Below are 26,185 nucleotides of genomic sequence, written 5' to 3'. Positions count from 1 at the left end.
GGCCGCCGGTGCTGCGTAACCTGGATGCCCCCACGGCGCTGAGCGCCTCTTGTGGCGGTTGGTTGCTGCGATTATGCTGTATGCCCATACAGTACCAAACGGCCATGAAGATCGCCCGGGAGCCGTTGCCGGCGTTGCAGTCGACGCGCCTGCTCGATCAGGTGCGCGAGCGCGTACGTTACCTGCACGACAGCATTCGAACCGAGCAGGCTTACGTGCATTGGGTGCGCGCGTTCGTGCGATTTCACGCACTGGCGCGCCATCCGGCGGACATGGGTGCGCCCGAGGTCGAGGCGTTCCTGTCGTGGCTCGCGAACGAGCGGCACGTGTCGGTGTCCACGCACAGGCAGGCGCTTTCGGCGCTGGTGTTCCTCTACCAGAAGGTGCTCGGCCTCGATCTGCCCTGGCTCGCCGAGATCGGGCGGCCCAAGGGGCATCGGCGCCTGCCGGAGGTGCTCACGCACCAGGAGGTGGCGCGCCTGCTGATGCTCGTCGATGCCGAGCATCGCGTGCTCGCGCAGCTGCTCTACGGCACCGGCATGCGCCTCATGGAAGGCCTGCGCCTGCGGGTGAAAGACATCGATTTCGAGCGTCGTGCCGTGGTGGTGCGTGAAGGCAAGGGCGCCAAGGACAGGGTCGTGATGCTGTCGCTTTCGCTGGTGCCGGCGCTGCGCGAGCAACTGGCCCGCGCGCGTCTGCTGTGGGCGGACGACCGTGCGGCGGGACGTGCCGGCGTCTTCATTCCGGACGCACTCGACCGCAAGTGCCCGCGCGCGGGTGCGTCGTGGACGTGGTTCTGGGTCTTTCCGCATGCCGAGCTCGCCACCGAACCTCGCACCGGCGAAGTGCGCCGGCATCACGTGTACGACCAATCCTTCCGGCGCGCGTTCAAGCGCGCGGTCGGCCGCGCCGGCATCGGACGACCTGCCACGCCGCACACGCTGCGCCATTCGTTCGCCACCCACCTGCTGCAGGCCCGCTACGACATCCGCACCGTGCAGGAGTTGCTCGGCCACAGCGACGTCAGCACCACCATGGTCTACACGCACGTGCTCAGGCTTGGTGGCGGGGCGGTGCGCAGTCCGCTCGATGCCTTGGGAGCGCAGGACATGACAGGCCTGCGGGGAGCGCCGGACACGACGGGCCTTCAAGGGGTGCTGGACATGACCAGCCTGGGGAGAGTGACGAGCATTTCGGGCCCGGCGGACATGCCGGTCGCGAGAGGCATGCCGCGCGCGAGGGGAACGTCGGGCGTACCGGGCGTACCGGGCACGCCCGGAACGTCGGGCGTCCTGGGCACATCGGGCACCCCGCAAGCGCGGGGCGAACCCGACGAGGCGGGCCGTCCGGCCCCTGCCGGGCACGCGCCGCTGGTCGCGCGCATACCCGACGTGCCGTACGCGGTGCAGGGCGGCGTGCTGCTCCGGTTCGAAGCGGCCGGCAGTAGGCGCACCGCCTCGCCACCCGTCTGACCCGTGTCGCTGCCTCTCTACGCCGAACTCCACTGCCGCACCAACTTCAGCTTCCTCAGCGGCGCCTCGCGCCCCGAAGAGCTGGTGATGCGGGCGGTGCAGCTCGGCTACAGCGCGCTCGCGATCACCGACGAGTGCTCGCTGGCGGGGGTGGTGCGCGCGCACATCGAGGCCAAGGCGCAGAAGCTGCATCTCGTCGTCGGCAGCGAGATGCGGCTCACGCTGCCGCAGAGCACCGGGGTGGGCGCGCCGCACGCGCGGCTGGTGCTGCTCGCGCAGTCGCGGCGCGGCTACGGGAACCTGTCGCACTGGATCACGGTGGCCCGACGTCGTGCGGACAAGGGCAGCTACCTCGCGCACCCCGGCGACGTCGAGGGCAAGGTGCCGAATGCGCCGATGCTCGCCGGGCTGCCGGGCTGCTTCGCGCTGCTGGTGCCGTCGGCCGAGCAGTCGTTCGAGGACGTGTTCGCGCACGCGATGTGGCTCAAGACCTGGTTTCAGGAGCGCGCCGCGATCGCGCTCGAGCTGCTGCACCGCGCCGGCGACGACGACCTCGTCGACACCGTGCACCGGGTCGCCGGGTTCACGGGGTTGCCGATCGTCGCGGCCGGCGACGTGCTGATGCACGTGCGGTCGCGAAAGCCTTTGCAGGACACGCTCACCGCCACGCGCCTGGGTCTACCCATCGCCGAGTGCGGCAGTCGGCTCGCGCCGAACGCCGAGCAGCACCTGCGCTCGCGCGGGCGCCTGGCCAAGCTGTACGAGCCGGCCTGGCTCGAGCGCACGGTGGCGATCGCCGGCGCCTGCGCGTTCTCGCTCGACGAGCTGCGATACGAGTACCCGCAGGAGATCGTGCCGCCGGGCGAGACGCCGACCAGCCACCTGAGGAAGCTCACGTACGCGGGCGTTCCGGTGCGCTTTCCGAAGGGTCTGCCCGAAGAGTACCGGCAGACCATCGAGGACGAGCTCGCGCTGATCGAGCAGCTCCAGTACGAGGCGTACTTCCTCACCGTCGCCGACATCGTGCACTGGGCGCGTGACCAGAAGATCCTCTGCCAGGGCCGCGGCAGCGCGGCCAACTCGCTGGTCTGCTACTGCCTCGGCGTCACCGAGGTCGACCCGCGGCGTGCCACGCTGCTGTTCGGCCGCTTCATCAGCGTCGAGCGCAACGAGCCGCCGGACATCGACATCGACTTCGAGCACCAGCGCCGCGAAGAGGTCATCCAGTACATCTACGGCAAGTACGGCCGGCACCGCGCGGCGCTCACGGCGGTGGTCATCAGCTACCGGCCGCGCTCGGCGGTGCGCGACGTCGGACGCGCGCTCGGCATCGACGGGCAGCGCGTCGACGCGCTCGCCAAGAGCCACCACTGGTTCGACGGCCGCGCGATCAGCGACGCCAGCCTGCGCGAGAACGGCTTCGATCCGGAGGCGCCTCTGGTGCGCCTCTGGGTCGAGCTCACCGGCGAGCTGATCGGCTTTCCGCGCCACCTGTCGCAGCACCCGGGCGGCTTCGTCATCGCCAAGGAGCGCATGTCGGAGCTGGTGCCGGTCGAGAACGCGGCGATGCCGGACCGCAGCGTCATCCAGTGGGACAAGGACGACCTCGACGCGCTCGGCCTGCTCAAGGTCGACATCCTCGCCATCGGCATGCTGAGCGCGATCCGTCGCGCGCTCGGCCACATCGGCGAAAAGGCGGGCACGGGGCCGCTGCGCATGCAGGACATCCCCGACGGCGACACCGCGACGTACGACATGATCTGCGCCGCCGACACGGTGGGCGTGTTCCAGATCGAGAGCCGGGCGCAGATGAGCATGCTGCCGCGCCTGCGACCGCGCTGCTACTACGACCTGGTGGTCGAGGTCGCGATCGTGCGGCCGGGTCCCATCCAGGGCGGCATGGTCCACCCGTACCTCAGGAACCGCGGCATCGCCGACGAGGACGTCGACTGCCCCGAGGAGCTCAAGCCCGCGCTGCTGCGCACCAAGGGCGTGCCGATCTTCCAGGAGCAGGTGATGCAGATCGCGATGCTCGCCGCCGACTTCACCGCCGGCGAGGCCGACGCGCTGCGTCGCGCGATGGCGGCGTGGCGGCGGCGCGGCGGGCTGGGGCCGTTCCACGAGCGGCTGGTCGGCCGCATGGTCGAGAAAGGCTATGACCGCGAGTACGCCGAGCGGATCTTCAAGCAGATCGAGGGCTTCGGCGAGTACGGCTTTCCGGAGAGCCACGCCGCCGGCTTCGCGCTGCTCGCCTACGTGAGCAGCTGGATCAAGTGCCACCATCCCGACGCCTTTCTCGCGGGCCTGCTGAACAGCCAGCCGATGGGCTTCTACGCGCCGGCGCAGCTGGTGCGCGACGCCCGCGAGCACGGCGTCGAGGTGCGCCCGGTCGACGTCTGCATCAGCGGGTGGGAGAGCGTGCTCGAGATCGAGGAGGGTGAGGCCGCGGTGCGCACGCTCCACCCGGTACGTCTCGGCCTCGGCCGCATCAACGGGCTCGCCGAGGAGGTCGCCAAGCGCATCGTCGCGGCGCGCACCGAGGCGCCGTTCGCGAGCGTCGAGGACCTCGCCCAGCGCGCCCGTCTCGACGCCCACGACCTCGCCGCGCTCGCCGGCGCCGACGCGCTGCGCCCGCTCGGCGGCAACCGGCACCAGGCGGCGTGGGCGGTGGCCGGCATCGACACCCGGCCGACGCGCATGCTGCGCGACACGCGGGGCGACGAGGCGCCGGTCGCGCTCGCGGCGCCGAGCGAAGCCGAGAGCACGCTGGCCGACTACCGGTCGGTCGGCCTCACGCTGAACCGCCACCCGGTCGGCCTGCTGCGCGAGCAGCTCGCGCGCTTCCGGGTGCAGCCGGCGGCGACGCTGCGCACCTACCCGAGCGGCCGCCTCGCGCGCGCGAGCGGCCTCGTCACGCATCGCCAGCGCCCCGACACCGCCAAGGGCACGGTGTTCGTGACGCTCGAGGACGAGACCGGCGCGGTCAACGTGATCGTCTGGGCGCGCATTGCCGAGGAGCAGAGAAAGCCCCTGCTCGGCGCGTCGCTGCTCACCGTCTACGGCCAGTGGCAGTGCGAAGGCGAGGGCGACCAGGCGGTGATGCACCTCATCGCGTCGCGCCTCATCGACCACAGCGCGCTGCTGCACGGTCTTGCGACGAGGAGCCGCGACTTCCGCTGAGCGTGGCGCCAGCGCGTGTGCTGCGTCGGAGCAAGCGGCGCGCACCGGAAACGCCGCCGCTCTCGCTGAACACGCAAGCCCGCTGCCCGGGCGAGCACGCAGCATGGTGCGATCGACCTCGCTGCCGGTGTCGGCTCACGGCGACACGGCGCCACGCCGCTGGCGATGTTCTCGGCCGTGCCTCGGTGTGTCGGCCTGCCGAAGTCAGCCTGGGTGCATCGATTGCCTTGCGCCGGCGTCCCACCGTACCCATATCGGTTACCCCAAGACCTCGCGAGTGCCATGAGCTGGAAAGACCGTCTGTTCGGCAAGTCATCGCCCGCCGGCACGCCGCGTCGCACGCCCGGCGTCCCCGCGCGCGGCCCCGACGGCAAGGTCCTGCCGCCGACGATCCCGCCGCGCCAGGCCTGGTGGACCTTCGTCGCGATCCTGCTCGCCAACTACCTGCTGGTGCGCTTCCTGTTCCCCTCGGCCGGCGACCCGCTGACGATCCCCTACACCACGTTCAAGGAGGAGGCGGGGCGCGGCAACGTGCAGTCGATCTACAGCCAGGGCGCGAGCATCGAGGGGCGCTTCCACGCGCCGGTCACCTGGCCGGCGCCCGGCGCGAGCGAACCGGTCGGCCGCCCGCGCGCCCTGCGCGCGCCGGCGCCGCCGACGACGCCGCGCACCGCCAGCACCTTCACCACCACGCTGCCGGCGTTCGTCGGCCCCGACCTCGAGAACTTCCTGATCGAGCACGACGTCGAGATCAGCGCGGTGCCGATCCAGTCGGGCAGCGCCTGGTCGACGCTGCTGTTCGGCTTCGGCCCGGCGATCCTGCTGATCGGGTTCTACGTATGGCTGTACCGGCGCGCCGCGCAGGGCGGCGGGCTCGGCGGCGGCCTCATGGGCATCGGCAAGAGCAAGGCGCGCCGCTACGATCAGGAGGCCGGCGCCGAGAAGGTGACGTTCGAGGACGTCGCGGGCATCGACGAGGCCGAGAACGAGCTGGTCGAGATCGTCGACTTCCTGAAGGCGCCCGAGAAGTACACCCGCCTCGGCGGCTCGGCGCCCAAGGGCGTGCTGCTGGTCGGCTCGCCGGGCACCGGCAAGACGCTGCTCGCGCGCGCCGTCGCCGGCGAGGCCGGCGTGCCGTTCTTCTCGATGAGTGCGGCCGAGTTCGTCGAGATGATCGTCGGCGTCGGCGCGGCGCGCGTGCGCGACCTCTTCAAGCAGGCGCGCGACAACGCGCCGGCCATCATCTTCATCGACGAGATCGACTCGATCGGGCGCGCGCGCGGCACGGTCGCGATCGGCGGCTCGAGTGAGCAGGAACAGACGCTCAACCAGATCCTCACCGAGATGGACGGCTTCTCGGGCCGCGAGGGCGTGATCGTGCTGGCCGCCACCAACCAGCCCGACGTGCTCGACCGCGCGCTGCTGCGCCCGGGTCGCTTCGACCGGCGGGTGGTCGTCAACCTGCCCGACCGCAAGGGCCGCGAGGCGATCCTCAGGGTGCACACGCGCAAGGTGCCGACGGGCGCCGACGTCGACCTGGCCGAGCTCGCCGGCACGACGCCGGGGCTCTCGGGCGCCGACCTGCGCAACCTCGTCAACGAGGCGGCGCTGCTCGCCGCGCGGCGCGGCCAGGACGACGTGCGCCAGAAGGACTTCATCGACGCGCTCGAGAAGATCGTGCTCGGGCCCGAGCGGCCGCTGCTGCTGAGCCCGGAGGACCGGCGCCGCATCGCGTACCACGAGAGCGGCCACGCGATCCTCGGCCTCGTGATGCCGGGCGCCGACCCGGTGCAGCGCGTGACCATCGTGCCGCGCGGACAGGCGCTCGGCGTCACCTACCAGCGCCCGCAGACCGATCGCTACAACTACCCCGAGGCGTACCTGCGCGCCCGCATCGTCGGCATGCTCGGCGGCCGTGCCGCCGAGGACGTGGTCTACGGCACCAAGACCACCGGCGCGGAGAACGACATCGAGCAGGCGACCCAGCTCGCCCGCAACATGGTCACGCGCTGGGGCATGAGCGAGGAGCTCGGCATGGTGCAGCTCGCGCCGCGCGACAACGGCTACCTCGGCGGCGGGGGCGGCTTCGCGGGTCCCAAGCCGTTCGGCGAGCGCACCGCCGAGCGCATCGACGCCGAGGTGCAGCGCATCATCGACGAGAGCTACGCGCTCGCGACCCGGCTGCTGCGCGAGCACCGGCGCCAGCTCGACGCGCTGGTCGAGGCGCTGCTGCAGCGCGAGACGCTCGACGAGAAGGAGATCCTCGACGTGACCGGCCTGCCGCCGGCGCCGCCGCTGCGCGAGCTGCCCGAGGCGGCGATGCACGGGCCGGCCGCACGCCCGGCACCGGCGCAGACGCCGTCGACCGAGATGCCGGCATCCAGGGGCGGTGAACCGACGGCCGGGGCGGCGCCGTCGCCGGACACGCCAGGGGGCCGGCCGGGAGGCTGATCCACCCGATCGTCGTTGGGGGCAGGGCGCCGCGCCGGCGCCCTCAGCGCAGCAGCGCCATCGCGTGCAGGTCGCGGTACTCGCCGTCGATCAGGCTGCCGCGCCGCACGATGCCTTCGTGCTCGAAGCCGAAGCGCTCGTAGAGGCGGCGCGCCGTCGGGTTGTCGGTGCGCACGGTCAGCTCGATGCGGGTAAGTCCGCGCGCCCACGAGCGGTCGATCGCCCCCTGCATCAGCTGCGCGCCGAGCCCGTGGCCACGTGCCTCGGGAACGAGGCCGATGCCCAAGAGGCCGATGTGCGCGCGCGACTGACCGAAGATCGGCGCCACGTCGACCCAGCCGACCACCTGCGCGCCGACACGCGCGACGAGGTGCGGCCAGCCGCCATCGGCGAGCGCGCGGTAGAAGGCGACCGATCGCTCGTACGGCGGCGCGGTGGTGGCGGCCAGGAACCGCTTCTCGCGCGCGACGACGTCGAGGGCCGCGTGCAGGCCGGGGTAGTCGCCTTCGCGGGCGTCGGCGACGGCGGCCTCGAGCGAAGTCACGCCGAGCGGCCGTCGTACTCGCGGACCGGAATGCTCGCGAGGTCGATGCCCTCGATGCAGCGCAGGTTGACGGCCGCCATCGGCTGGCCGTCCGGGCCGGTCGCTTCGGCGTACGGGTGAATGCCGCAGGTCGGGCAGAAGCGGTGCCGGATCCGGTGCTGGTTGAAGGTGTAGCTGCTCGCCGTCTCGTCGGGCGTCTTCAGGCGCAGGTGCTCGCGCGGCACGAACCAGAGCAGCGAGCCCTTGCGCTGGCACATCGAGCAGTTGCAGGCGAGACCGCCGTCGATCGCTCCGTCGACGTCGAAGGCAACGCGGCCGCAATGGCAGCTTCCGGAATGGGTTGTCGTCATGGGGGTGGAGCAGTGGAACCGCAGACGCGCAGGCTAAGCGCGTTCCGCGCCTGAATGCGACCTCGTGGGTGCGGGAAAACCCACACGACATTCGACACGCGGCCGACGGGCCCTCCGCAACGACATTCGCGCGGCGCGACGCTCGGGCGCGCCGCCATGGCGCGCGCCGCACCCGATCGGTGCACTCGCCGCGGCTCGATCGGGCGCAGGTGGTCAGCCGTGCACCCCGACGTCACCGATGTAGGAGGGCGCTCACAGCGCGCCGCGCGAGCTTCCGAATGCCTTCGCGGAGCTACTTGCCTACAGTCACTTCACGCCATCCAAGTTCGTCTGCAAGCTGTTCGGGAGCCCGCCATGTTGTCCACCAAAGCCATCTACGCCCTGGTCGCTGTCGCGTCGCTCGGGTTGGCTGGGGTCCAGGCGAGCAACGTGCACGCGACCGCCGTCGAAGCGACGGTGGTGGCCCTGGCGCAGGATACCGGGGCTCCCGCTCCGACGACCGCCGCGCGTCGGGCGCTCGCGCCCGCAGCCAAGCACTGATCCCCGCCTGCGGGCCGGCGGCGCCGCCTGACGCGGCCGGCCGCAACGGCGCCGGGGCAGGCGTGCGGCAAAATCCGGCGCGATGAGCGCGCAGACCGTCACCCCCGAGCTCAAGGCGTGGATCGTCGCGCAGGCGACGTCCGGCGTGTCCGCCGAAGCGTCGCTGGAGGCGATGAGGCAGAGCGGCTGGGAAGAGGACGTCGCCATTGCCGCCCTCGAGTCGACGCTGACCGAGCACCTCGCCCGCATCAACACGCCGCCGGTGCCGGTGCCGCAGGTCAAGGGCGGGCTCGACGGCACCACCATCGAGATCGACGGCCACGAGATCGGCATCGTCGCGTCGCTGCATCACCCGCGCGTGGTGGTGTTCTCCAACCTGCTGACGCCCGCCGAGTGCGACGAGATCATCGCGCTCGGGAGCATGCGCCTGGCGCGCTCCGAGACGGTCGAGACGGAGACCGGCTCCAGCGAAGTGAGCGACGCCCGCACCAGCGACGGCATGTTCTTCGAGCGCGGCGAATTCGAGGTCTGCGCCCGCATCGAGGCGCGCATCGCGACGCTGCTCGGCTGGCCGGTCGAGAACGGCGAGGGGCTGCAGGTGCTGCGCTACCGGCCGGGTGCCGAGTACAAGCCACACTACGACTACTTCGACCCGGAGCGGCCCGGTACGCCGGCGATCCTCAAGCGCGGCGGCCAGCGCGTGGCTTCGCTGGTCTGCTACCTGAACACGCCCGATCGCGGCGGCGCGACCATCTTCCCCGACGTCGGTCTGGCGGTGGCGCCGATCCGCGGCAACGCGGTGTTCTTCAGCTACGACCGCCCGCACCCCTCGACCCGATCGCTGCACGGCGGCGCGCCGGTGATCGAAGGCGAGAAGTGGGTCGCCACGAAGTGGCTGCGCGAGCGCCGGTTCGACTGATCGCCGTCGCGCCGAAAGCCTGTCAACCGCCGTCCCGGATGCGCCGTTGTGTCGCCGAGCGCTCGCTCAGCACATCAACTCACGGAGATCCGTTCCATGAAGAAACTCATCGCTGCCGTCGTCGTCACCGCCTTCAGCGTCGGCGCGTTCGCCCAGCCGGCCGCCAAGACCGACCCGGCCGCCTCGGGTGCCGCCACCGGCATGAAGCACGACAGCAAGAAGGCTGCCGCCAAGCCGCACGCCAAGAAGGACATGAAGGCCAAGAAGGGCGCTTCGGCACCGGCCTGATCGCCTTTTCGAGCGAACAGAAAAAGCCCGGCAGTGCCGGGTTTTTTTCGTCCGCGCGGCGCTTCGCCGCGCGGGAGCAGCAGGCGGCGTGCCGCGGTCAGTAGATCACCACCGAGCGGATCGACTCGCCTTTTTCCATCAGCTCGAAGCCGCGGTTGATGTCTTCGAGCGGCAGCCGATGCGTGATCAGCTCGTCGATGCGGATCTTGCGGTCCATGTACCAGTCGACGATCTTGGGCACGTCGGTGCGGCCGCGCGCGCCGCCGAACGCCGAACCTTCCCACTTGCGGCCGGTGACGAGCTGGAACGGCCGGGTCGAGATCTCGGCGCCGGCCGGTGCGACGCCGATGATGATGCTGCGGCCCCAGCCCTTGTGCGTGCATTCGAGCGCCTGCCGCATGACGCTGGTGTTGCCGATGCACTCGAAGCTGAAGTCGACGCCGCCGTCGGTGAGCTGCACGATCGTGTCGACCACGTTCGGCGTGTCGCGCGGGTTCACGAAATGGGTGATGCCGAACTGGCGCGCCATCGCCTCGCGCTCGGGGTTGAGGTCGACGCCGATGATCTTGTCCGCGCCCACCAGCCTGGCGCCCTGCACGACGTTGAGGCCGATGCCGCCGAGCCCGAACACCGCGACGTTCGCGCCGGCCTCGACCTTGGCGGTGAACAGCACGGCGCCCACGCCGGTGGTCACGCCGCAGCCGATGTAGCAGACGGTGTCGAACGGCGCGTCGGCGCGCACCTTGGCGAGCGCGATCTCGGGCACCACGATGTGGTTGGCGAAGGTTGACGTGCCCATGTAGTGCAGGATCGGCTTGCCGTCGATGCTGAAGCGACTGGTGCCGTCGGGCATCAGGCCGCGGCCCTGCGTCGACCGGATCCGCTGGCAGAGGTTGGTCTTGCGCGAGAGGCAGAACTTGCACTCGCGGCACTCGGGCGTGTAGAGCGGAATCACGTGGTCGTCGGGCCTGACGCTGGTCACGCCCGGCCCGACCTCGAGCACCACGCCCGCACCCTCGTGGCCGAGGATCGCGGGGAACAGCCCCTCGGGGTCGGCGCCCGACAGCGTGAACTGGTCGGTGTGGCAGATGCCGGTCGCCTTCACCTCGACCAGCACCTCGCCGGCGCGCGGGCCTTCCAGGTCGACCGTCTCGATGCTCAGCGGCGCACCCGCGCGCCATGCCACCGCAGCCCTCGTCTTCATCGTCGTCCTCCGTCCTGAATGCGACCGGCAGGATAGCCGGACGGCGCCGCCGCCGGCCGTCGCATCGGGTGCTTTGCCTACGCCGCGCGGGCGGGTGCCGCCCGTAGCATCGGCGGCGGCGTGCGTCGGGGGGCCGACGCGAGCAGCCGACAGCAGGAGAGATCCCTCATCGTGTTCCGCTGGTTTCCGCGCGGCCGGGTCCGCAAGAAGACGTTCTGGCTAGGCATCGCCGGCGCGGTGCTCGCGACCGCGATCGGCGCCGTCCTCGCGTTCAACCTCTCGACCGGCGAGGCGCACATCGAGCACAAGGCCGAGCGCCTCTACACCGTCGACGACCCGCAGTTCCTGCGCATCATGGGCTCGCTGCTCGGGCCGCCGGTCACCACCGGCAACCGCTATCGCGTGCTGCTGAACGGCGACCAGATCTTTCCGGCCATGCTCGCGGCGATCCGCTCGGCCAAGACCTCGGTGAGCTTCGAGACCTACATCTACTGGTCGGGCGAGATCGGCCGGCAGTTCGCCGACGCGCTCTCCGAGCGCGCTCGGGCGGGCGTTCCGGTGCACGTGCTGCTCGACTGGGTCGGCAGCAACAAGCTCGACGAGGCCTCCGTGGAGCGCATGAAGGCGGCCGGCGTCGAGATCGAGAAGTTCCACCCGCCGCACTGGTCGCACCTCGGGCGGCTCAACAACCGCACCCACCGCAAGCTGCTGGTGGTCGACGGCCGCATCGGCTTCACCGGCGGCGTCGGTATCGCCGAGAAATGGACCGGGAACGCGCAGGATCCCGACCACTGGCGCGACACCCACTTCGAGATCGAAGGGCCGGTGGTCGCGCAGATGCAGGCGGTGTTCCTCGACAACTGGATCAAGGCGACCGGCAAGGTGCTGCACTCGAGTGCCTACTTCCCGCCGCTTCAGCCGGTCGGCACCGGCGCCGCGCAGATGTTCAGCAGCTCGCCGACCGGCGGCAGCGAGAGCATGCAGATGATGTATCTGCTCTCGATCACCGCGGCGTCGCGCACCATCCGCATCGCCAACGCGTACTTCGTTCCCGACGATCTCTCGGTGCGCGCGATGGTCGATGCCCTCAAGCGCGGCGTGAAGCTGCAGATCATCGTGCCCGGCACCCACACCGACGCCGAGATCGTGCGCACCGCGTCGAAGGCGACCTGGGGCGAACTGCTCGCCGCGGGCGCCGAGATCTACGAATACCAGCCCACCATGTATCACTGCAAGGTGATGATCGTCGACGACGTGCTTGTCTCGACCGGCTCGACCAACTTCGACCCGCGCTCGTTCCGCCTCAACGACGAGGCGAACCTCAACGTCTACGACGCCGCGTTCGCGAAGGAGCAGGTCGCGATCTTCGAGCGCGACCTCGCGCAATCCAAGCGCTACACGCTCGAGCACTGGCACGCGCGGACCTGGTGGGATCGCACCAGCGAGAAGATCGTCTCGCTGATCGAGTCGCAGCTCTGACCGCTGCGGCGCCGCGCGGCGCTAGAGCAGCTGCTCCGGCACGAACCAGCCGAGCAGCATGTTGTGCAGGCGCAGCCACCACGACGATTCGGGCTCGACGCCGAGCACGATCTCGCGGTCCTCGTCGAGGGTCAGCCATTCGAGCCGGCTGCTCCCGGGGTGCAGGCGCACGCGATACGCGCCTTCGAGGCGGCTGATGCTGACCACCCGCAGCAGCTCCTTGGCGAGCGCCGGGCTGTCGATGAACATGCCGAGCTCGGTATTGGCGTTGGCCGAGCGCGGGTCGAGGTTCATCGAGCCGATGAACACCCGTTTCTTGTCGACCACCGCGGTCTTGGCGTGCAGGCGCCCCAGCGACGAGCCGAACATGCCCAGGCGCACCGTCTTCTGGGTGCGCGTCGGGCTCAGCTCGTAGAGGTCGACCCCGGTCGCGAGCAGGCGCCCGCGGTAGCGCGCGTAGCCGTTGTGGACCAGCGGTTCGTCGGTGGCGGCCAGCGAGTTGGTCACCACCGTCACCTTCACGTTGGCGCGGCGCAGGTTCTCGAACGACTGCATGCCGAGCGAGCCGGGGATCAGGTAGGGCGAGGTGATGACGAGCTCGTCCTCCGCACGCCAGACGTTCATCATCACGTCGTTGGTGACGCTGGTTTCGTACGCCATCTCGCGCGTCATGCTGCGCACCTTCTCGGGCGGGTCGGCGAACGCGCGCGCCTTGCCCCAGACGAGGCCGATGCGGCCCGACTCGAACTCCTCGCCGATCGGCCCGTAGCCGAGCACGTCGACCGGCGGCAGATCGAGCGGCGGCGCCGGCGGCCCAACGGCCATCGCGGCGTCGAAGGCGGCGCGTGCCTGCGCGGCGTCGCGCCGCGTCGGCCCGACCGCCTCGATCGGGTAGACCACCTCGCTGTTCCAGTAGCGGTCGAAGATGGCGCCGAGGTCGCGCACCACCGCGCCCACCACGAACGCGTCCATGTCGACGAAGTTCTGCGAGGTGTGGCGCAGGAAGTACTCGTCGGCGATGTTGCGGCCGCCCGCGATCGCCATCGAGCCGTCGGCGATGAACAGCTTGTTGTGCATGCGGTGGTTGAGCCGGCTGAAGTCCCACAGCGCCACCGCGAAGCGCGCCGCCGTCCCCCGATTGCGCGCGCAGCAGAACGGGTTGAAGAGGCGCACCTCGACGTTCGGAAATGCGGCCAGGCCGCGCAGCAGCTCGTCGGTGCGCGAGGTGTAGAGGTCGTCGACCAGCAGGCGCACCCGCACCCCGCGTGCGGCGGCGTCGCGCAGGGCGGTCAGGAGCAGGCGCCCGGTGCCGTCGTTCTCGAGCACGTAGTACTGCACGTCGAGCGAGCGCGTCGCCCGTTGCGCGAGCTGCAGCCTCGCCTCGAGCGAGTAGCCACCGTGCGGCAGCAGGCGCACGCCCGACTGGTCGTCGGCCGGTGTCGAGGCGATCGCGATGCGGGTCAGCGGGCTCGTCAGATCGGGCGCCAGCATGGTCGACGCAGGACGCGGCGGCGCCGGTGGCAGCGTGCCGCAGCCGCCCAGCGCAAGCGCGAGCAGCAGCGCGAGCAGCCAGCCGATGCCCGGCATGCGCGCGGCAACCGCTACGGCAGCGGCGTGGTTGCTCCAGGCCGGCAAGGGCATCTGGTCGTGGGGGTCGGCGCGCGCGGCATGACGCTGCGCCTGGGCGATCTGGCAAGATCGGCGGCCCCATGCACTGACGGAGATCGGCATGAACAAGGTTCTCGCGCTGGTGGGGCTGCTGCTGGGGCTCTCGAACCCCGCGGCCGCGGCGCTCGACATCGGCGACACGGCGCCAAACTTTACTGCGCAGGCGGCCCTCGGCGGAAAGGTTTTCCGCTTCTCCCTGACGGAGGCACTGAACAAGGGTCCGGTCGTCCTCTACTTCTTCCCGGCCGCGTTCTCGGTCGGATGCTCGATCGAGGCGCACGAGTTCGCCGAGGCGATCGGCCAGTTCGAAGCGCTCGGCGCCACCGTCATCGGCGTTTCCGGCGACGACATCGACACGCTCGGCAAGTTCTCGGTGCAGGCGTGTCAGGGCAAGTTCCCGGTCGCCTCCGACGCCGGGCTCGGCGTCGCCAAGTCGTACGACGCCCAGATGACGCTGCGCCCGGAGTACGCCAACCGCATCTCGTACGTGATCGCGCCGAACGGCTCGGTGGTCTACAACTACCAGAGCCTCAACCCGACCCGCCATGTCGAGAAGACGCTGGCCGCGCTGCGCGACTGGAAGGCACGGGCGAAGCCGTAGGCGGCGTGGCAGCAGCGCAGGCGTAGGAGCCGGCTCACAGCAGTCGGGCGGTGGGGACGACCACGCACCGCGGCTCGTTCCTGTTCAGTCGGCGCGCTTCGGCTGCGATCCTGCCGGCCGAGGTTCGACGCAACGACAGGGCGCGACGGTGGCACCTGCCCGCCGGCCGGCTCGCGTCGATGCCGGACCGCCACTCGACAGGAGATCACGAATGAGCACGAGCACCACCCCCATGCTGACCGGCCTTTTCCGCGACCGCGACAGCGCCGAGCGCGCCTACCAGTCGGTGTCCGACCGCGGGTACTCGCGCGACGATGTCGACGTGGTCATGTCCGACGAGACGCGCGAGCGCCACTTCGGCACCACGAGCGACGGCCGCGAGACCGAACTCGGCACCAAGGCCGCCGAGGGCGCCGGCATCGGGGGTGCGATCGGCGGCAGCCTCGGCGCCATCGCTGCGGCGATCGCGGCGGTCGGCACCACGATCGCGCTGCCCGGCCTCGGTCTCGTGATCGCCGGGCCGCTCGCCGCGGCGATCGCGGGCGCCGGTGCCGGCGCGGCGACGGGCGGCGTCGTCGGCGCGCTGATCGGCTGGGGCATCCCGGAAGAGCGCGTCAAGCACTACGACGAAGGCATCCGCCAGGGCGGCATCCTGATGGGCGTGCGGCCGCGCAATGACGAGGATGCAAGCTACTTCGAGGACTCGTGGAAGCAGCACCGCGGCGAGCACGTCTACCGCTGAGCGACACCCGTCGCGCCGCGCCGAACCCTCGGGCCGCGGTTTCGCGGGCGCTCGCGGAGCCGCCGCTTCGCGGGCCCTCGCCGAGCCGCGGCTCGCCGGGTCTTTGCAGCCGGTCGCCGGCGTGAAGCCGGAAGCAGAAAGGGCGCACCTGGGTGCGCCCTTTCGTTCGTCGACCCGCCGGATCGACCTCTAGGCGAAGCTAGCGGTCGGGTGATCCCGGCCTGCGCGTCAGCGTGCGATCTCGAGCAGTTCGATCTCGAACTGCAGCGTCGCATTGGGCGGGATCACGCCGCCGGCGCCGCGCTCGCCGTACGCGATGGCCGGCGGGCAGGTCAGCTGCGCCTTGCCGCCGACCTTCATCTTCTGCACGCCTTCGGTCCAGCACGGAATCACGCGGTTCAGCGGGAACGAGGCGGGCTCACCGCGCTTGTAGGAGCTGTCGAACTCCTTGCCGTCGGTGAGGGTGCCGCGGTAGTGCACCTTCACCGTGTCGGTGGCCGACGGGCTCGCGCCGTTGCCCTCCTTGAGCGACTTGTAGACCAGGCCGCTGGCAGTCGGGGCGTTGGCACCGGCGGCGAACGCGCTCGGCACGAGGGCGGCGGCAAGGAGGCAGGCAAGCATCGATTTCACGAGAAGACCTTTGGGCTGAGGTTGAAGGAAGAGAGGGGCGATTTTCGGCGGCGCGCACGCTGTCCGCCCGACCGGCGCCGCGCATGCGGGCCGAGGCCCGCGTTCAGGCCGGACCGTGCGCCGTCGCGACGCCGGCGAGGCGCTCGCGAAGCGTGTCGATCGGCACATGGCCGTGCGTCACCAGGTGCAGGTGGTCGTCGTGCTCGGCGAGCAGCGCGGGAAAACCGCGAATGCCCCACTCGTGCGTCTGCGTGAAGTCGCGCAGCGTGGCGGCACGCATCGGCTCGGATGCGAACGCGCGCGCGAAGTCGGCACGCTGAAGGCCCAGGTTCTCGGCGACGTCCGCCAGCACGTCGGCCTGCGTGACGTCGCGCGCCCCGGCGTAGAACGCGTGCTGCACCGCCTCGAGGTAGCGCCAGGTCAGGCGCGGCGCGAGGTGGCGCACGGTGACCACCGCGCGGCTCGCCGGCTCGGTGTCGTAGACGAAGCCGGGCGCGCGCAGGGCGCTCTGCGGACCGTCGGCGAACGGGCGGCCGGTCGCCTCGGCGACGTGGCGCCAGTGCCCGGCGATCTCGTCGGCGCGCGCGGGATCGAGCGGCTCCTTCGTGAACGGGCGCAGCCCGCCCATGACGATGGCGAGCTGCAGCGGCGCCGCGTCGCCGGGCGCGGTGAGCAGCGCGTCGAGCGTGACGCCGAAGCCATAGCACCACGAGCACATCGGGTCGGCGACGTAGATCAGGTTCATCCGCGCGATGCTACGCCAGGGTGGTGGCGGGAGCGGGTCTTGCTGCTAGCCTCGCGACGGCTGCGCGGCAGCCGTGCGACCAACCGGAGAAACCGTGAACGACGCTGTCGAACTGTTGACGCACCAGCACCGCTCGCTGGAACGCAAGATGAAGACGCTGAAGGAATCCGACGATCCCGGCGAGCAGGCACGCCTGCTCGCCGAGGTCGGCGACGAGCTCACCGTGCACATCACATCGGAGGAGGAGATCTTCTACCCCGCGGTGAACGAGTGCCGCACCGAGGATGTGCTGCTCGAGTCGCTCGAGGAGCACCTGTCGCTCAAGCGCCTGCTCGCCGACTTGCTGGAGCTGCCGGTCGAGGCGCAGACCTTCGCGCCCAAGTTCCAGGTGCTCAAGGAGCAGACCGAGCACCACCACAAGGAAGAGGAAGAGCATCTGTTCCCCAAGGTGAAGCAGATGATCCCGGCCGAGCAGCGCGCCGAGCTCGGGGAACGGATGCTCGCGCTGCAGGTGCGCATGAAGATCGAGGGCGACCCGCGCGAGGCCGTCGCCGATCAGACCGACGAGGCCGCGCCGCTGAAGTAGCTCAGGTCGCCAGGCCCTGGCTGGCGTTGCCGTCGTCCTGCGCGCCGGCGACCTGCAGGCGCCAGAGCGTCTCGTAGGGCCCGCCCTGGTGCTGCAGCACCGCCGGCGGGCCGTCCTCGACCACGCAGCCGTTGGCGATGACCAGCACGCGGTCGAACGACGCCACCGTGGCCAGCCGATGCGCGACCGCGACCACGGTCTTGCCCCGCATCAGGCGCGCCAGCGCGATCTGGATCTCGCGCTCGGACGCGCTGTCGAGCGACGAGGTCGCCTCGTCGAGCAGCAGGATCGGCGCGTTCTTCAGGAACGCGCGTGCGATGCCGATGCGCTGGCGCTGCCCGCCCGAGAGGCACACGCCGCGCTCGCCGACCAGCGTGTCGTAGCCCTGCGGCAGGCACTGGATGAAATCGTCGCACTGGGCGTCGCGCGCCGCCGTCATCACCTCGTCGATGCTCGCGTCGGGCCGGCCGTAGCGGATGTTCTCGAGGATCGAGCGGTGGAAGAGGGCGACGTCCTGGGGGACGACCGCGATGGCGCTGCGCAGGCTGTCCTGGCGCACGTCCTTCACGCATTGGCGGTCGATCCAGACCTGCCCGCTGGTCACGTCGTCCAGGCGCTGGATCAACGCGAGCAGCGTCGACTTGCCGGCGCCGGACGGGCCGATCACGCCGACGCGCTGGCCGGCGGGGATGTGCAGGTCGAGGCCGCGAAACACCGGCATCGCCGGGTCGTAGCCGTACCAGACCTTGTGCAGGCGGATCGAGCCGCCGCGCGGCACGAAATCGGCGGGCTCGGCCGGATCGTCGACGCGGTGCGGCCCGCCGATCGCATCGAGCATCTCGCGGATCACCGCGCTGTTCTGGGCGACGCCGACCAGGGCGAGCGCGAGGTCGCGCGAGCCGTGCAGGATGCGGAAGGTGAGCGCGCTGACGATGACGACGTCGCCCGGCGTGTTGTTGCCGTTGCGCCAGCCCTGGACCGCCCACACGAGCATGCCCCCGGCCATCAGCCAGAGGCACACGTCGTGCAGCACGCGTGCCTTTTCGGTGTGCAGCCAGCTCGCGCGTTGGGCCGCCGCCTCGATGCCGAATGCCTGCTGCAGGCGCCGGTACTCGCGGTCGCGCGCGGCGAACGACTTGACGGCCCACATGTTGGCCACCGTGTCGACGAGGTCGCCCGAGACGCGCGCGCTTTGCTCGGCGTAGGCGTGGTGGAGCGGGCGGCCGCGGCTGCCGAACAGCGTGACGGTGCTCGCGACTGCCGCGGCCGAGGCGACCAGCGCGTACGCCATCGCCGGCTCGATGCTGAACAGCACCACCACGGCGCCGATGAAGTCGACGCAAGGCGGGATCACGTGCCAGGTGAGACTGCCGAGCAGACCGCCGACAGCGCCGGCGGTGGCGGTGACGCGGCTGCCGAGCGCGCCGGACATCTGATTGGCGAAGTACTGCATCGGGTGCCCCGCGAGATGGCGGAACAGGTCGAGCCGCACGGCGACGCCGACCCCCACCACGGTGCGGCAGCCGAGCCAGCCGCCGAGCCGCCACAGCGTGCTCTCGACCGCGATCAGGCCGACGAAGACACCGACGAACTGCCAGATCTGCGCGGCGCGGCGGTCGTCGGTCATCTGGTCGACGATGAGCTTCATCGCATACTGCGCGGCCACTGCGCAGCAGGTCGCGCTGATGACGATGGTCAGCAGCGTGCCGAACTGGAGCGGACGGCGCGCGACCTGGCTGAGCAGGAACGGCAGGGTGCGGCTGGCGAGCACGGGTGACCTCGGCGAAACGCACGCCGAGGCAAACTTCGTGCCGCCTGCGCGCGGGCGCCTTCACGGCTCCGGTGCGTCGTTCGCACCGCTCGGTCGGGCGCAACGTTCATCGTCGATCGGTTGCTCGCGCAACCGATCGGCGCAAGTCCATCAGGAAGTTCATGACCCCGAGATCGTTTCGAGAAGTCTTCGTGCGCCGCGCGTTGGTGGCGCCTTCCATCCGGCGGGTGCGCTGCGCGCCAATGTCTCAGGCCGTCGGTGACGGCCGCCCCGGCTCGCCCCGATGAGCGGGTCGACGACCTCCTTCGCGCGCGCGCTCGTCGGCGCGGCGGCCGAGCCGTATCGCGGGGCCGGGCGCTACGCCTGGCACTTCGCGCGCGGCAAGCTCGGCGGCGATCCGGCGTTCACGCAACTGCTCGCGCGCGGCCTGCTCGCGGGCCGCAAGCGCATCGTCGACATCGGCTGCGGGCAGGGCCTGCTCACCGCGTGGCTCGAGACAGCCCGCGAGGCGGCCGCGCGCGGTGCATGGCCGGCCGCTTGGCCGCCCGCTCCGCAGCCCGAGCACGTGATCGGCATCGAGCTGATGGCACACGACACCGCGCGCGCCGAGCGCGCGCTCGCGCCGTCGGTGGCCATGGGGCGCGCCAGCTTCGTCACCGGCGACATGTGCAAGGTGGCGTTTCCGCGGTGCGATGCGGTGGTGATCCTCGACGTGCTGCACTACGTGCCATTCGCCGCGCAGGACGACGTGCTGACCCGCGTGCACGACGCGCTCGCGCCCGGCGGCGTGCTGCTGCTGCGGGTCGGCGACGCGGCCGCCGGGCTGCCGTTCCGCATCAGCAACTGGGTCGACCACGTCGTCACCACGCTGCGTGGCCATCGTCTCGGCGAGCTCTACTGCCGGCCTCTCGCCGCCTGGCGGGAGAGCCTGCAGCGGCTCGGCTTCGCGGTGGAGACGATGCCGATGAGCGAGGGCACGCTGTTCGCGAACGTGCTGCTGGTCGCGCGCAAGGCAGGCTGACGGACGCTGGTTCGTTCGCGGCGCAGGTCGTGCCGTGGCGCGCACTTACCGCCTGTCGCGGCGATTTGACGCGCTCCGAATTGGGGCGGCAAACTGCGCGTCCCCTACTACCGAAGGCGTTTCCATGAGCACTCTGCTGCGCACTCTTGTCCTGGGCGCCACCGTGGCCGCCTCGTTCGAAAGTGCGGCGATCGTGGTCGAGATTGATCGCTTCACGATCAGCCGCGACGGCGTTGTCGTCTTCGACGACACCTTCAACGACGGCGCTGCGCCGCCGTCGGCACCCAACTTTTCGACGGGCGCGCCGCTCACCTACAACGTGCAGGGCACGCTGCCCGCGGGCTCGGAATCAGGCGGCCGCCTGCGCCTCAATACCGATCTCGGCATGCCGACCGCGAACGCCGTCGGTCTGCCGCGCCGCATCGTCGGCGCGCTGCTGCCGACCGACATCGCGGCCGGCGGCACGCAGCTCGGGCTGGGCAACGTGCTGTCGGAATCGGGGCTGTTCGGGCTCGTGGTGCCGACCGGGCCGATGTTCTCCACCTACGGCATCCGCTTCACCGACGCCGCAGCGGCGGGCGCGCAGCAGTTCGTGCAGCTCGGCGTGCGCTACAACGACGTCGCAGGGCGGCCCGAGGTCTACTACATCCTGCAGGACTTCGTCGCCAATACGGTGACGACGCTCGGCGCGAGCCTGCTCGCGCCACCCGTCGGCGCCGACCAGATCCAGCTGACCCTCGACCGTCGGAGCACCTCGAACGGGGACGTGTTCGGGAGCTGGTCGTTCCTGTCCGCCGGCGCCAACATCGGAGGCGGCAGCTTCGCGACCCCGGGCACCGTATTCGCCGGCGAGAGCTTCGTGCGTGGGCAGTTCTTCGCTGCCGAGGACGTGACCACGGCAGCCATTCCGGAGCCGGCCGGTGCGGCGCTGCTGCTCAGCGCGCTCGGCGCGGCGGGCCTCTCGGCGCGGCGCCGCCGGCGCTGAGGTTCGCGGCGCTCACCTCCTGCGGTGCGCCGCTAGGGATAAGCGCTCGCCGGCCGAGCGGTCAGGCCGCGGCCACGCTCGCCGCGCTGGCTTCGTAGCGTGCCCGTGCACGCTCGGCCTCGTCGATCAGCGCGTCGAGTCCGACCAGCAGGTCGTCGCGCGAACCGAACGGGCAGGCGAGGAACAGATCGCTGGTGCGCGAGGCGAGGATCTGGTGACCGGCTGCGCGTGCCCAGCGGCGCAGCTGGAAGTAGCTGAGCAGGACGAGTCGCCCCAGGTCACCGGTGCGCCGCGCCGCGTGGAGCTCGGCGAGGATGTCCTCGAGCTCGAGCACCAATCTCGGTTCGGTATTCATGTTGCGGCGCAGCATAAACCCTTCCGCGATGCCTTGCAGCGGCGGGGGTGACGGGGTTCCGCTGCCGCGCGTGCGGCCGGCAACCACGCCGCCTCGAAAAACGAGGCTCGGCCGGCGCGCCGCCGCGCAATCAGCGCGTCGTCCAGGTGTCCTTCAGCGTCGCCGTGCGGTTGAACACCGGGCGGTCGGCGCGGTGGTCGACGCGGTCGGCGACGAAATAGCCGTGGCGCTCGAACTGGAACCGGTCGCCGGGCTGCGCGGACGCGAGACCCGGTTCGGCGTAGCCGTGGACCACCTTCTTGCTCGCAGGGTTCAGCACCTCGAGCATGTCGCGGCCGTCGGCCTCGGGCTGCGGATCGGTGAACAGCCGGTCGTAGAGCCGCACCTCGATCGGCAGCGCGTCGCCGACGCCGACCCAGGTGATGGCGCCCTTGACCTTCACCGCGTCGGCACCGGGCGTTCCGCTCTTGGTGTCCGGAACGATCTCCGCGAGCACGGCCGTCACGCGGCCGTCGGCGTCCTTCTCCATGCCGGTGCACTCGACCACGTAACCGAAGCGCATGCGTACCCGGCTGCCGGCGAGCGGCGAGCCGTCCGCACCGGCGCGTGGCGGGAACAGGCGGAAGTAGCCCTTGCTGGGCACCTCCATGAAGTCGTCGCGCTCGATCCAGACCTCGTTGGTGAACGCGAAGTCGCGCCGCCCCATCTCGGGCTTGGCCGGGTGGACCGGCGCGTGGCAGGGCTCGCGATGCGCGAGGCTGCCGAACACCGCGTCGAAGTTGGTGAGCTTGAGCCTGAGCGGGTCGAGCACCACCGACGCGCGCGGCGCCTTCGGGTCGAGGTCGTCGCGCAGCGCGGCGTCGAGCGCGGCGTACTCGGTCCAGCCGCCGGCCTTGCTGGTGCCGGCGCGGTCGCACATCAGGCGGATCGCCTCGGGCGTGTAGCCGCGCCGCCGCAGCCCGACGAGGGTCGGCATGCGGGGGTCGTCCCAGCCGTCGACGTGCTTTTCCTCCACCAGCTGACGGAGCTTGCGTTTGCTGGTGACGACATAGGTCACGTTGAGGCGCGCGAACTCGTGCTGGTGCGGGCGCGGCCGCGCCAGCAGCCCCAGGTCGCACAGCGTCTCGAGCAGCCAGTCGTAGAACGGGCGCTGGTCCTCGAACTCGAGCGTGCAGATGCTGTGCGTGATGCCCTCGAGCGCGTCCTCGATCGGGTGCGCGTAGGTGTACATCGGATAGATGCACCACGCGTCGCCGGTGTTGTGATGGGTCGCGCGCTTGATGCGGTAGAGCGCCGGGTCGCGCAGGTTGATGTTGGGGCTCGCCATGTCGATCTTCGCGCGCAGCACGGCGGCACCGTCGGCGAGCTCGCCGGCGCGCATCGCGCGCAGCCGCGCCAGGTTCTCGGCCGGCGTGCGGATGCGGAACGGACTGTCGGTCCCGGGCGTCGAGAAGTCGCCGCGATTGGCGCGCATCTGCTCGGCGCTCTGCTCGTCGACGTAGGCCAGGCCCGCCTCGACCAGCGCCTCGGCGGCGCGGTACATGAACTCGAAGTAGTCGCTCGCGAAGTAGCGGTGCTCGCGGCGCGTGCCGGGCCGCTCGGGGTCGGGCGCGGTCCAGTCGAAGCCGAGCCAGTGCACCGCCTCGGCGATCGCATCGACGTATTCCTGCTCTTCCTTCTCGGGGTTGGTGTCGTCGAAGCGCAGGTGGCAGACCCCGCCGTACTCCTCGGCGAGTCCGAAATTCAGGGTGATGCTCTTGGCGTGCCCCAGGTGCAGGTAGCCGTTCGGCTCGGGCGGGAAGCGCGTGCGGATGCGCGCGGCATCCAGCGGGCCGCCCGCATGGTGCGCGGCGTCGCCCGGCGAGCCGGCGAAGCGCCGGTCCGCGTAGGTGCCGGCCGCGAGGTCGCGCTCGATGATCTGGCGCAGGAAATTGCTCGGCTTGGCGTCGGGAGTCGTGGTCATGGGGTCGGTCGACAGGCAGCGCGGGCGCGGATTCTAGGTTCGCGGTCGCCGCGGCTTCACTTGTCTTTACCTTGCGGCCCGGAACCGCGGCCGCGCGGCGGGCGTCCAATCGAGCGTTCCGGAAGCGAGCGGAAGGAGTGACGCGATGAAGAAGGGCTTGTTCGTCGGGCTGGCAGCCGCCGCCGCGCTGCTGGGGACGGGCGCCGCGCACGCCGGCGGCGTGCACTGGTCGGTGGGGATCGCGGTGCCGCCGGTGCAGACCATCGTGAGCAACGGTCCGGTGTACTACCCGGCACCGGGCTACTACGCCCCGCCCCCGGTGGTCTACGCGCCGGCGCCGGTGTACCACGTGCCTGCCTACCGGTCGTACTACTACCCGGCGCCGGCGGTGGTCTACAGCACGCCGTACGTGCGGCACCGTCATGACGGCTGGCGCGGGCGTGACGGCTGGCGCGACGGCGGCTGGGGTCGCGGGCGCCACCGGCACTGAGCGGTATTCGGCGCGGCGATCGGCCGCGCCGGCACGCGAGCCGTCGAGTCCGCGCGCCAGTCGCCGCGCCGCGGAACTGCAGCCGGGGTTCGAGCCGATCGAAGAGCCGAGCCCGGTCTCCGGGCGTTCGATCGGCGCCGCGGCTACCATCCGCCGCGAGGCCCGACATCGCGGGCCGCGAGTCGACCACCTTTCATGCACCCGTGCGCGCGGTATCGCCCTGCCTGCCGACGACCCCGCAGCACGCGTGCATGCGCCGGCGGCCTTGCGCCGCGCTCCCGCACCCGTTGGCTCGCCGAAATCGGCCTCATGGTCGCGCTTGCCGGATGCGCGGCGGCGAAGACGCCGGCGGCGTCGAGCTCCGAGCGCGCGGTCGTGCCGCCGCCGCTCGCCGCACCGCTTTCCGGCAGCGCGCCGACGCCGCTCGTGCAGCCGGCGGTGCGCTCGCTTGCACCGACGACGGCATTGCAGGCGTCTGCACCGCCCGTCGGCGGGACGAGCGCCGCGCCGGCGCCCGCGCCGGCTAACGCGCCATCCGCGCCTTTGTCCGTCGTGCCTGCGGCACCGGCGGCGGCGGCCGGTGCGGCACCGGTCGTTCCGCCGTCGCCGAGCGTCACCGAGACCGCGCCGGTTGCCGCGGTGCTCCAGCTGCCGGCCGTGCAGGCGCGCTTCCCGGCGCCGTCGGCGGTCTATGCGACACCGGGGCTCGCCCCCGGCGCGACTCGCTACACCTCGAACCGCGAGGTCGCCGAGTTCCTGCGCGAGCTCGAGGGGGCGAGCGCCGCGTCGGGCACCTTTGCGACGGTGGTCGCGGCCGGCACGTCGCAGCGCGGCGAGCCGATCGAGGCGCTGGTGCTGGCGCGCGGCGTCGGCATGGCCGACGTCACGACGACGGGACTGGCGGCGAATCGTCGCCCCACGGTGCTGCTGATCGGCCAGCAGCACGGCGACGAGCCCGCGCCGGCCGAGGCGCTGCTGGTGGTCGCCCGACAACTGCTCTCCGGGCCGCTCAGCCGGCTGCTGGATCGCATCAACGTCGTGGTGCTGCCGCGCGCCAATCCCGACGCGGCCCAGGCGGGACAGCGCCTCACCGCGAACGGCATCGACGCGAACCGCGACCATCTGCTGCTGCGCACATCCGAGGCGCGCGCGCAGGCGCGCCTGATCGAGCACTTCGATCCGGTCGTCATCGTCGACGCCCACGAGTACCCGGCGCTCGGCCGCTGGCTCGAGGCGTTCGGCGCGCTGCCGCGGGCGGACGCGCTGTTCCAGTTCGCGACGACGGCCAACGTCGACCCGTTCATCACCCGTGCCGCCGAGGAATGGTTCCGGCAGCCGCTGATCGCGAGCATGCTTCTGGAGGGTCTGGCGCTCGACTGGTATCACACGCTTCCGGACGAAGGCCCGGTCGGCGCCGAGCGCCAGGTCGCGATGGGCGGCACGCGAGCCGACAGCGCGCGCAACGTGCAGGGCCTGCGCAACGCGGTGAGCCTGTTGATCGAGTCGCGCGGACGCGGCCTCGGTCCCCTGCACCTCGAGCGGCGCGTGCACACGCACGTCACCGCGCTCGCCAGCATCCTCGCCAGCGCGGCGAACCGTGCCGACGAGCTGGTCAAGCTGCGTGCGCTGGTCGACCAGCGCGTCGCCGGGCTCGCGTGCCGCGGCGAGGTGCTGATCGACGCGGCGCCGACGCCGAGCGAGTACGAGCTCACGCTGATCAATCCGGCGACCGGCGCCGACAAGAAGGTTGCCGTCGGCTGGGACTCGGCGCTCGCCCTCACGCCGCTGAAGACGCGGCGGCGCCCGTGCGGCTACTGGCTCGACGATCGCGAAGAGACCGCGGCGGAGCGGCTGCGCGCGCTCGGCGTGCAGATCCTGCGCGTCGACGAGGCCGGCGAGCTGCGCGCCGAGGGCTATCGCGACGCGCCGCGCGAGCCCGGCCGCCGCGTCGACGCGGTGCTCGCGATCGGCTCGGCGGGCGCGAACATGCCGTCGGTCCAGACGGTGCGTGCGCTGGTCGACGCACCCGCCGGCAGCTACTACATTTCGCTCGAGCAGCCGCTCGCCAACCTGGTGGTCGCCGCGCTCGAACCCGACAGCCCGGTGAGCTTCGTCACCCATGGTCTGATCAGCAGCCTGGCCAGCGTGGCGCGCGTGCTCGGCCGCCCCGAGCTGCGGATGAGCCCGATCCCCTAGCCGCG

The 26,185-nt window shown here is 71.3% G+C and carries 25 protein-coding genes; 15 read left to right on the top strand and 10 right to left on the bottom strand.

Annotation, left to right across the window (positions count from 1 at the left end; genetic code table 11):
- Window positions 1-104 precede the first annotated feature (104 nt).
- The 3 genes from HQN59_RS06185 to ftsH all read left to right on the top strand — a co-directional run bounded on the left by HQN59_RS06185 (window position 105) and on the right by ftsH (window position 7,103).
- A complete protein-coding gene (locus HQN59_RS06185; RefSeq protein WP_176067125.1) occupies window positions 105-1,472 on the top strand; it encodes an integron integrase in 1,368 nt (455 codons plus the stop codon).
- A 3-nt stretch (window positions 1,473-1,475) separates the two neighbouring features.
- Window positions 1,476-4,652: an error-prone DNA polymerase gene (locus tag HQN59_RS06180; protein ID WP_176067123.1), complete on the top strand. Its 3,177-nt coding sequence runs from the start codon at window positions 1,476-1,478 to the stop codon at window positions 4,650-4,652.
- A 282-nt stretch (window positions 4,653-4,934) separates the two neighbouring features.
- The gene (ftsH, locus tag HQN59_RS06175) at window positions 4,935-7,103 is read left to right on the top strand and encodes an ATP-dependent zinc metalloprotease FtsH (RefSeq protein WP_176067121.1); all 2,169 of its coding nucleotides are present in this window, start codon (window positions 4,935-4,937) and stop codon (window positions 7,101-7,103) included.
- 43 nt (window positions 7,104-7,146) lie between these two features.
- Here ftsH and HQN59_RS06170 read toward each other — a convergent pair whose 3' ends face one another.
- On the bottom strand, window positions 7,147-7,647 hold the full coding sequence (locus tag HQN59_RS06170; RefSeq protein ID WP_176067119.1) for a GNAT family N-acetyltransferase: 501 nt from the start codon (window positions 7,645-7,647) through the stop codon (window positions 7,147-7,149).
- Complete coding sequence (locus tag HQN59_RS06165; protein WP_176067117.1) at window positions 7,644-7,997, bottom strand: GFA family protein; 354 nt, start codon at window positions 7,995-7,997, stop codon at window positions 7,644-7,646. Before HQN59_RS06165 ends, HQN59_RS06170 begins: the two co-directional genes overlap by 4 nt.
- A 354-nt stretch (window positions 7,998-8,351) precedes the next feature.
- On the opposite strand from HQN59_RS06165, the gene HQN59_RS06160 reads away from it, so the two are divergent.
- The 3 genes from HQN59_RS06160 to HQN59_RS06150 all read left to right on the top strand — a co-directional run bounded on the left by HQN59_RS06160 (window position 8,352) and on the right by HQN59_RS06150 (window position 9,744).
- Window positions 8,352-8,537 carry a hypothetical protein gene (locus HQN59_RS06160; RefSeq protein ID WP_176067115.1) on the top strand — a complete coding sequence of 62 codons (186 nt, stop codon included), beginning with the start codon at window positions 8,352-8,354 and terminating at the stop codon, window positions 8,535-8,537.
- Window positions 8,538-8,619: 82 nt separating this feature from the next.
- Window positions 8,620-9,456: a 2OG-Fe(II) oxygenase gene (locus tag HQN59_RS06155; protein ID WP_176067113.1), complete on the top strand. Its 837-nt coding sequence runs from the start codon at window positions 8,620-8,622 to the stop codon at window positions 9,454-9,456.
- Window positions 9,457-9,552: 96 nt separating this feature from the next.
- On the top strand, window positions 9,553-9,744 hold the full coding sequence (locus tag HQN59_RS06150; RefSeq protein ID WP_176067111.1) for a hypothetical protein: 192 nt from the start codon (window positions 9,553-9,555) through the stop codon (window positions 9,742-9,744).
- Window positions 9,745-9,841: 97 nt separating this feature from the next.
- Here the strand turns inward: HQN59_RS06150 and HQN59_RS06145 are convergent, their stop codons facing one another.
- Window positions 9,842-10,948 (bottom strand): S-(hydroxymethyl)glutathione dehydrogenase/class III alcohol dehydrogenase, encoded by a 1,107-nt coding sequence (locus HQN59_RS06145; protein ID WP_176067109.1) that lies wholly within the window; start codon window positions 10,946-10,948, stop codon window positions 9,842-9,844.
- A 225-nt stretch (window positions 10,949-11,173) separates the two neighbouring features.
- On the opposite strand from HQN59_RS06145, the gene cls reads away from it, so the two are divergent.
- Window positions 11,174-12,427, top strand: coding sequence for a cardiolipin synthase (cls, locus tag HQN59_RS06140; protein WP_176067516.1), 1,254 nt, complete (start codon window positions 11,174-11,176; stop codon window positions 12,425-12,427).
- A 21-nt stretch (window positions 12,428-12,448) separates the two neighbouring features.
- Here cls and HQN59_RS06135 read toward each other — a convergent pair whose 3' ends face one another.
- Window positions 12,449-14,158: a phospholipase D family protein gene (locus HQN59_RS06135; RefSeq protein WP_246294707.1), complete on the bottom strand. Its 1,710-nt coding sequence runs from the start codon at window positions 14,156-14,158 to the stop codon at window positions 12,449-12,451.
- Here HQN59_RS06135 and HQN59_RS06130 point away from each other — a divergent pair.
- Both HQN59_RS06130 and HQN59_RS06125 read left to right on the top strand, forming a co-directional pair.
- On the top strand, window positions 14,157-14,696 hold the full coding sequence (locus tag HQN59_RS06130) for a peroxiredoxin (protein WP_176067107.1): 540 nt from the start codon (window positions 14,157-14,159) through the stop codon (window positions 14,694-14,696). The genes HQN59_RS06135 and HQN59_RS06130 overlap by 2 nt on opposite strands.
- Window positions 14,697-14,907: 211 nt before the next feature.
- Entirely contained in the window at window positions 14,908-15,438 is a 531-nt protein-coding gene (locus HQN59_RS06125; protein WP_176067105.1) for a hypothetical protein, read from the top strand.
- A 228-nt stretch (window positions 15,439-15,666) separates the two neighbouring features.
- Here the strand turns inward: HQN59_RS06125 and HQN59_RS06120 are convergent, their stop codons facing one another.
- Window positions 15,667-16,059, bottom strand: coding sequence for an FKBP-type peptidyl-prolyl cis-trans isomerase (locus tag HQN59_RS06120; RefSeq protein WP_176067497.1), 393 nt, complete (start codon window positions 16,057-16,059; stop codon window positions 15,667-15,669).
- A gap of 112 nt (window positions 16,060-16,171) precedes the next feature.
- Entirely contained in the window at window positions 16,172-16,813 is a 642-nt protein-coding gene (locus HQN59_RS06115) for a DsbA family protein (RefSeq protein WP_176067103.1), read from the bottom strand.
- Window positions 16,814-16,907: 94 nt separating this feature from the next.
- On the opposite strand from HQN59_RS06115, the gene HQN59_RS06110 reads away from it, so the two are divergent.
- Window positions 16,908-17,399: a hemerythrin domain-containing protein gene (locus HQN59_RS06110; RefSeq protein ID WP_342451134.1), complete on the top strand. Its 492-nt coding sequence runs from the start codon at window positions 16,908-16,910 to the stop codon at window positions 17,397-17,399.
- Window position 17,400: 1 nt separating this feature from the next.
- Here HQN59_RS06110 and HQN59_RS06105 read toward each other — a convergent pair whose 3' ends face one another.
- Window positions 17,401-19,047, bottom strand: coding sequence for an ABC transporter ATP-binding protein (locus HQN59_RS06105; RefSeq protein ID WP_217703860.1), 1,647 nt, complete (start codon window positions 19,045-19,047; stop codon window positions 17,401-17,403).
- Here HQN59_RS06105 and HQN59_RS25785 point away from each other — a divergent pair.
- From HQN59_RS25785 to HQN59_RS06095, 3 genes are all read left to right on the top strand, one after another.
- Complete coding sequence (locus HQN59_RS25785) at window positions 19,037-19,432, top strand: hypothetical protein (protein ID WP_217703858.1); 396 nt, start codon at window positions 19,037-19,039, stop codon at window positions 19,430-19,432. The genes HQN59_RS06105 and HQN59_RS25785 overlap by 11 nt on opposite strands.
- A 21-nt stretch (window positions 19,433-19,453) precedes the next feature.
- The gene (locus tag HQN59_RS06100) at window positions 19,454-20,191 is read left to right on the top strand and encodes a class I SAM-dependent methyltransferase (protein ID WP_176067099.1); all 738 of its coding nucleotides are present in this window, start codon (window positions 19,454-19,456) and stop codon (window positions 20,189-20,191) included.
- 124 nt (window positions 20,192-20,315) lie between these two features.
- Window positions 20,316-21,176, top strand: a complete 861-nt coding sequence (locus HQN59_RS06095; protein WP_176067097.1) for a PEP-CTERM sorting domain-containing protein — start codon at window positions 20,316-20,318, stop codon at window positions 21,174-21,176.
- A 61-nt stretch (window positions 21,177-21,237) separates the two neighbouring features.
- On the opposite strand, the gene HQN59_RS06090 is transcribed toward HQN59_RS06095, so the two are convergent.
- Window positions 21,238-21,531, bottom strand: coding sequence for a hypothetical protein (locus HQN59_RS06090; protein ID WP_176067095.1), 294 nt, complete (start codon window positions 21,529-21,531; stop codon window positions 21,238-21,240).
- 130 nt (window positions 21,532-21,661) lie between these two features.
- Window positions 21,662-23,494, bottom strand: coding sequence for a glutamine--tRNA ligase/YqeY domain fusion protein (locus HQN59_RS06085; RefSeq protein ID WP_176067093.1), 1,833 nt, complete (start codon window positions 23,492-23,494; stop codon window positions 21,662-21,664).
- 145 nt (window positions 23,495-23,639) lie between these two features.
- Here HQN59_RS06085 and HQN59_RS06080 point away from each other — a divergent pair, with 145 nt between their 5' ends.
- Window positions 23,640-23,984, top strand: coding sequence for a hypothetical protein (locus HQN59_RS06080; protein ID WP_176067091.1), 345 nt, complete (start codon window positions 23,640-23,642; stop codon window positions 23,982-23,984).
- Between the two features lie 143 nt (window positions 23,985-24,127).
- Here the strand turns inward: HQN59_RS06080 and HQN59_RS25995 are convergent, their stop codons facing one another.
- Window positions 24,128-24,601, bottom strand: coding sequence for a hypothetical protein (locus HQN59_RS25995; protein WP_246294706.1), 474 nt, complete (start codon window positions 24,599-24,601; stop codon window positions 24,128-24,130).
- A 22-nt stretch (window positions 24,602-24,623) separates the two neighbouring features.
- Between HQN59_RS25995 and HQN59_RS06075 the strand changes: the two genes are divergently transcribed.
- On the top strand, window positions 24,624-26,180 hold the full coding sequence (locus tag HQN59_RS06075; RefSeq protein ID WP_342451133.1) for a M14 family metallopeptidase: 1,557 nt from the start codon (window positions 24,624-24,626) through the stop codon (window positions 26,178-26,180).
- Window positions 26,181-26,185: the final 5 nt, after the last annotated feature.

The sequence above is a fragment of the Rhizobacter koreensis genome, assembly GCF_013366375.1.
Lineage (GTDB): Bacteria > Pseudomonadota > Gammaproteobacteria > Burkholderiales > Burkholderiaceae_C > Schlegelella_A > Schlegelella_A koreensis.
Note: the sequence above shows the minus strand (reverse complement) of the source record. Positions and strands in the feature narration are given on the sequence as shown.

Bases quoted from the DNA above. Each gene is read 5' to 3' on its own strand.
- ftsH (WP_176067121.1), top strand. From the start codon at position 4,935: ATGAGCTGGAAAGACCGTCTGTTCGGCAAGTCATCGCCCGCCGGCACG.
- HQN59_RS06090 (WP_176067095.1), bottom strand. From the start codon at position 21,531: ATGAATACCGAACCGAGATTGGTGCTCGAGCTCGAGGACATCCTCGCC.
- HQN59_RS06095 (WP_176067097.1), top strand. From the start codon at position 20,316: ATGAGCACTCTGCTGCGCACTCTTGTCCTGGGCGCCACCGTGGCCGCC.
- HQN59_RS06130 (WP_176067107.1), top strand. From the start codon at position 14,157: ATGAACAAGGTTCTCGCGCTGGTGGGGCTGCTGCTGGGGCTCTCGAAC.
- HQN59_RS06120 (WP_176067497.1), bottom strand. From the start codon at position 16,059: ATGCTTGCCTGCCTCCTTGCCGCCGCCCTCGTGCCGAGCGCGTTCGCC.
- HQN59_RS06185 (WP_176067125.1), top strand. From the start codon at position 105: ATGAAGATCGCCCGGGAGCCGTTGCCGGCGTTGCAGTCGACGCGCCTG.
- HQN59_RS06115 (WP_176067103.1), bottom strand. From the start codon at position 16,813: ATGAACCTGATCTACGTCGCCGACCCGATGTGCTCGTGGTGCTATGGC.
- HQN59_RS06155 (WP_176067113.1), top strand. From the start codon at position 8,620: ATGAGCGCGCAGACCGTCACCCCCGAGCTCAAGGCGTGGATCGTCGCG.
- HQN59_RS06125 (WP_176067105.1), top strand. From the start codon at position 14,908: ATGAGCACGAGCACCACCCCCATGCTGACCGGCCTTTTCCGCGACCGC.
- HQN59_RS06165 (WP_176067117.1), bottom strand. From the start codon at position 7,997: ATGACGACAACCCATTCCGGAAGCTGCCATTGCGGCCGCGTTGCCTTC.
- HQN59_RS06145 (WP_176067109.1), bottom strand. From the start codon at position 10,948: ATGAAGACGAGGGCTGCGGTGGCATGGCGCGCGGGTGCGCCGCTGAGC.
- HQN59_RS06160 (WP_176067115.1), top strand. From the start codon at position 8,352: ATGTTGTCCACCAAAGCCATCTACGCCCTGGTCGCTGTCGCGTCGCTC.
- HQN59_RS06100 (WP_176067099.1), top strand. From the start codon at position 19,454: ATGAGCGGGTCGACGACCTCCTTCGCGCGCGCGCTCGTCGGCGCGGCG.
- HQN59_RS06135 (WP_246294707.1), bottom strand. From the start codon at position 14,158: ATGCCGATCTCCGTCAGTGCATGGGGCCGCCGATCTTGCCAGATCGCC.
- HQN59_RS06085 (WP_176067093.1), bottom strand. From the start codon at position 23,494: ATGACCACGACTCCCGACGCCAAGCCGAGCAATTTCCTGCGCCAGATC.
- HQN59_RS06105 (WP_217703860.1), bottom strand. From the start codon at position 19,047: ATGAAGCTCATCGTCGACCAGATGACCGACGACCGCCGCGCCGCGCAG.
- HQN59_RS25785 (WP_217703858.1), top strand. From the start codon at position 19,037: ATGAGCTTCATCGCATACTGCGCGGCCACTGCGCAGCAGGTCGCGCTG.
- HQN59_RS06080 (WP_176067091.1), top strand. From the start codon at position 23,640: ATGAAGAAGGGCTTGTTCGTCGGGCTGGCAGCCGCCGCCGCGCTGCTG.
- HQN59_RS06150 (WP_176067111.1), top strand. From the start codon at position 9,553: ATGAAGAAACTCATCGCTGCCGTCGTCGTCACCGCCTTCAGCGTCGGC.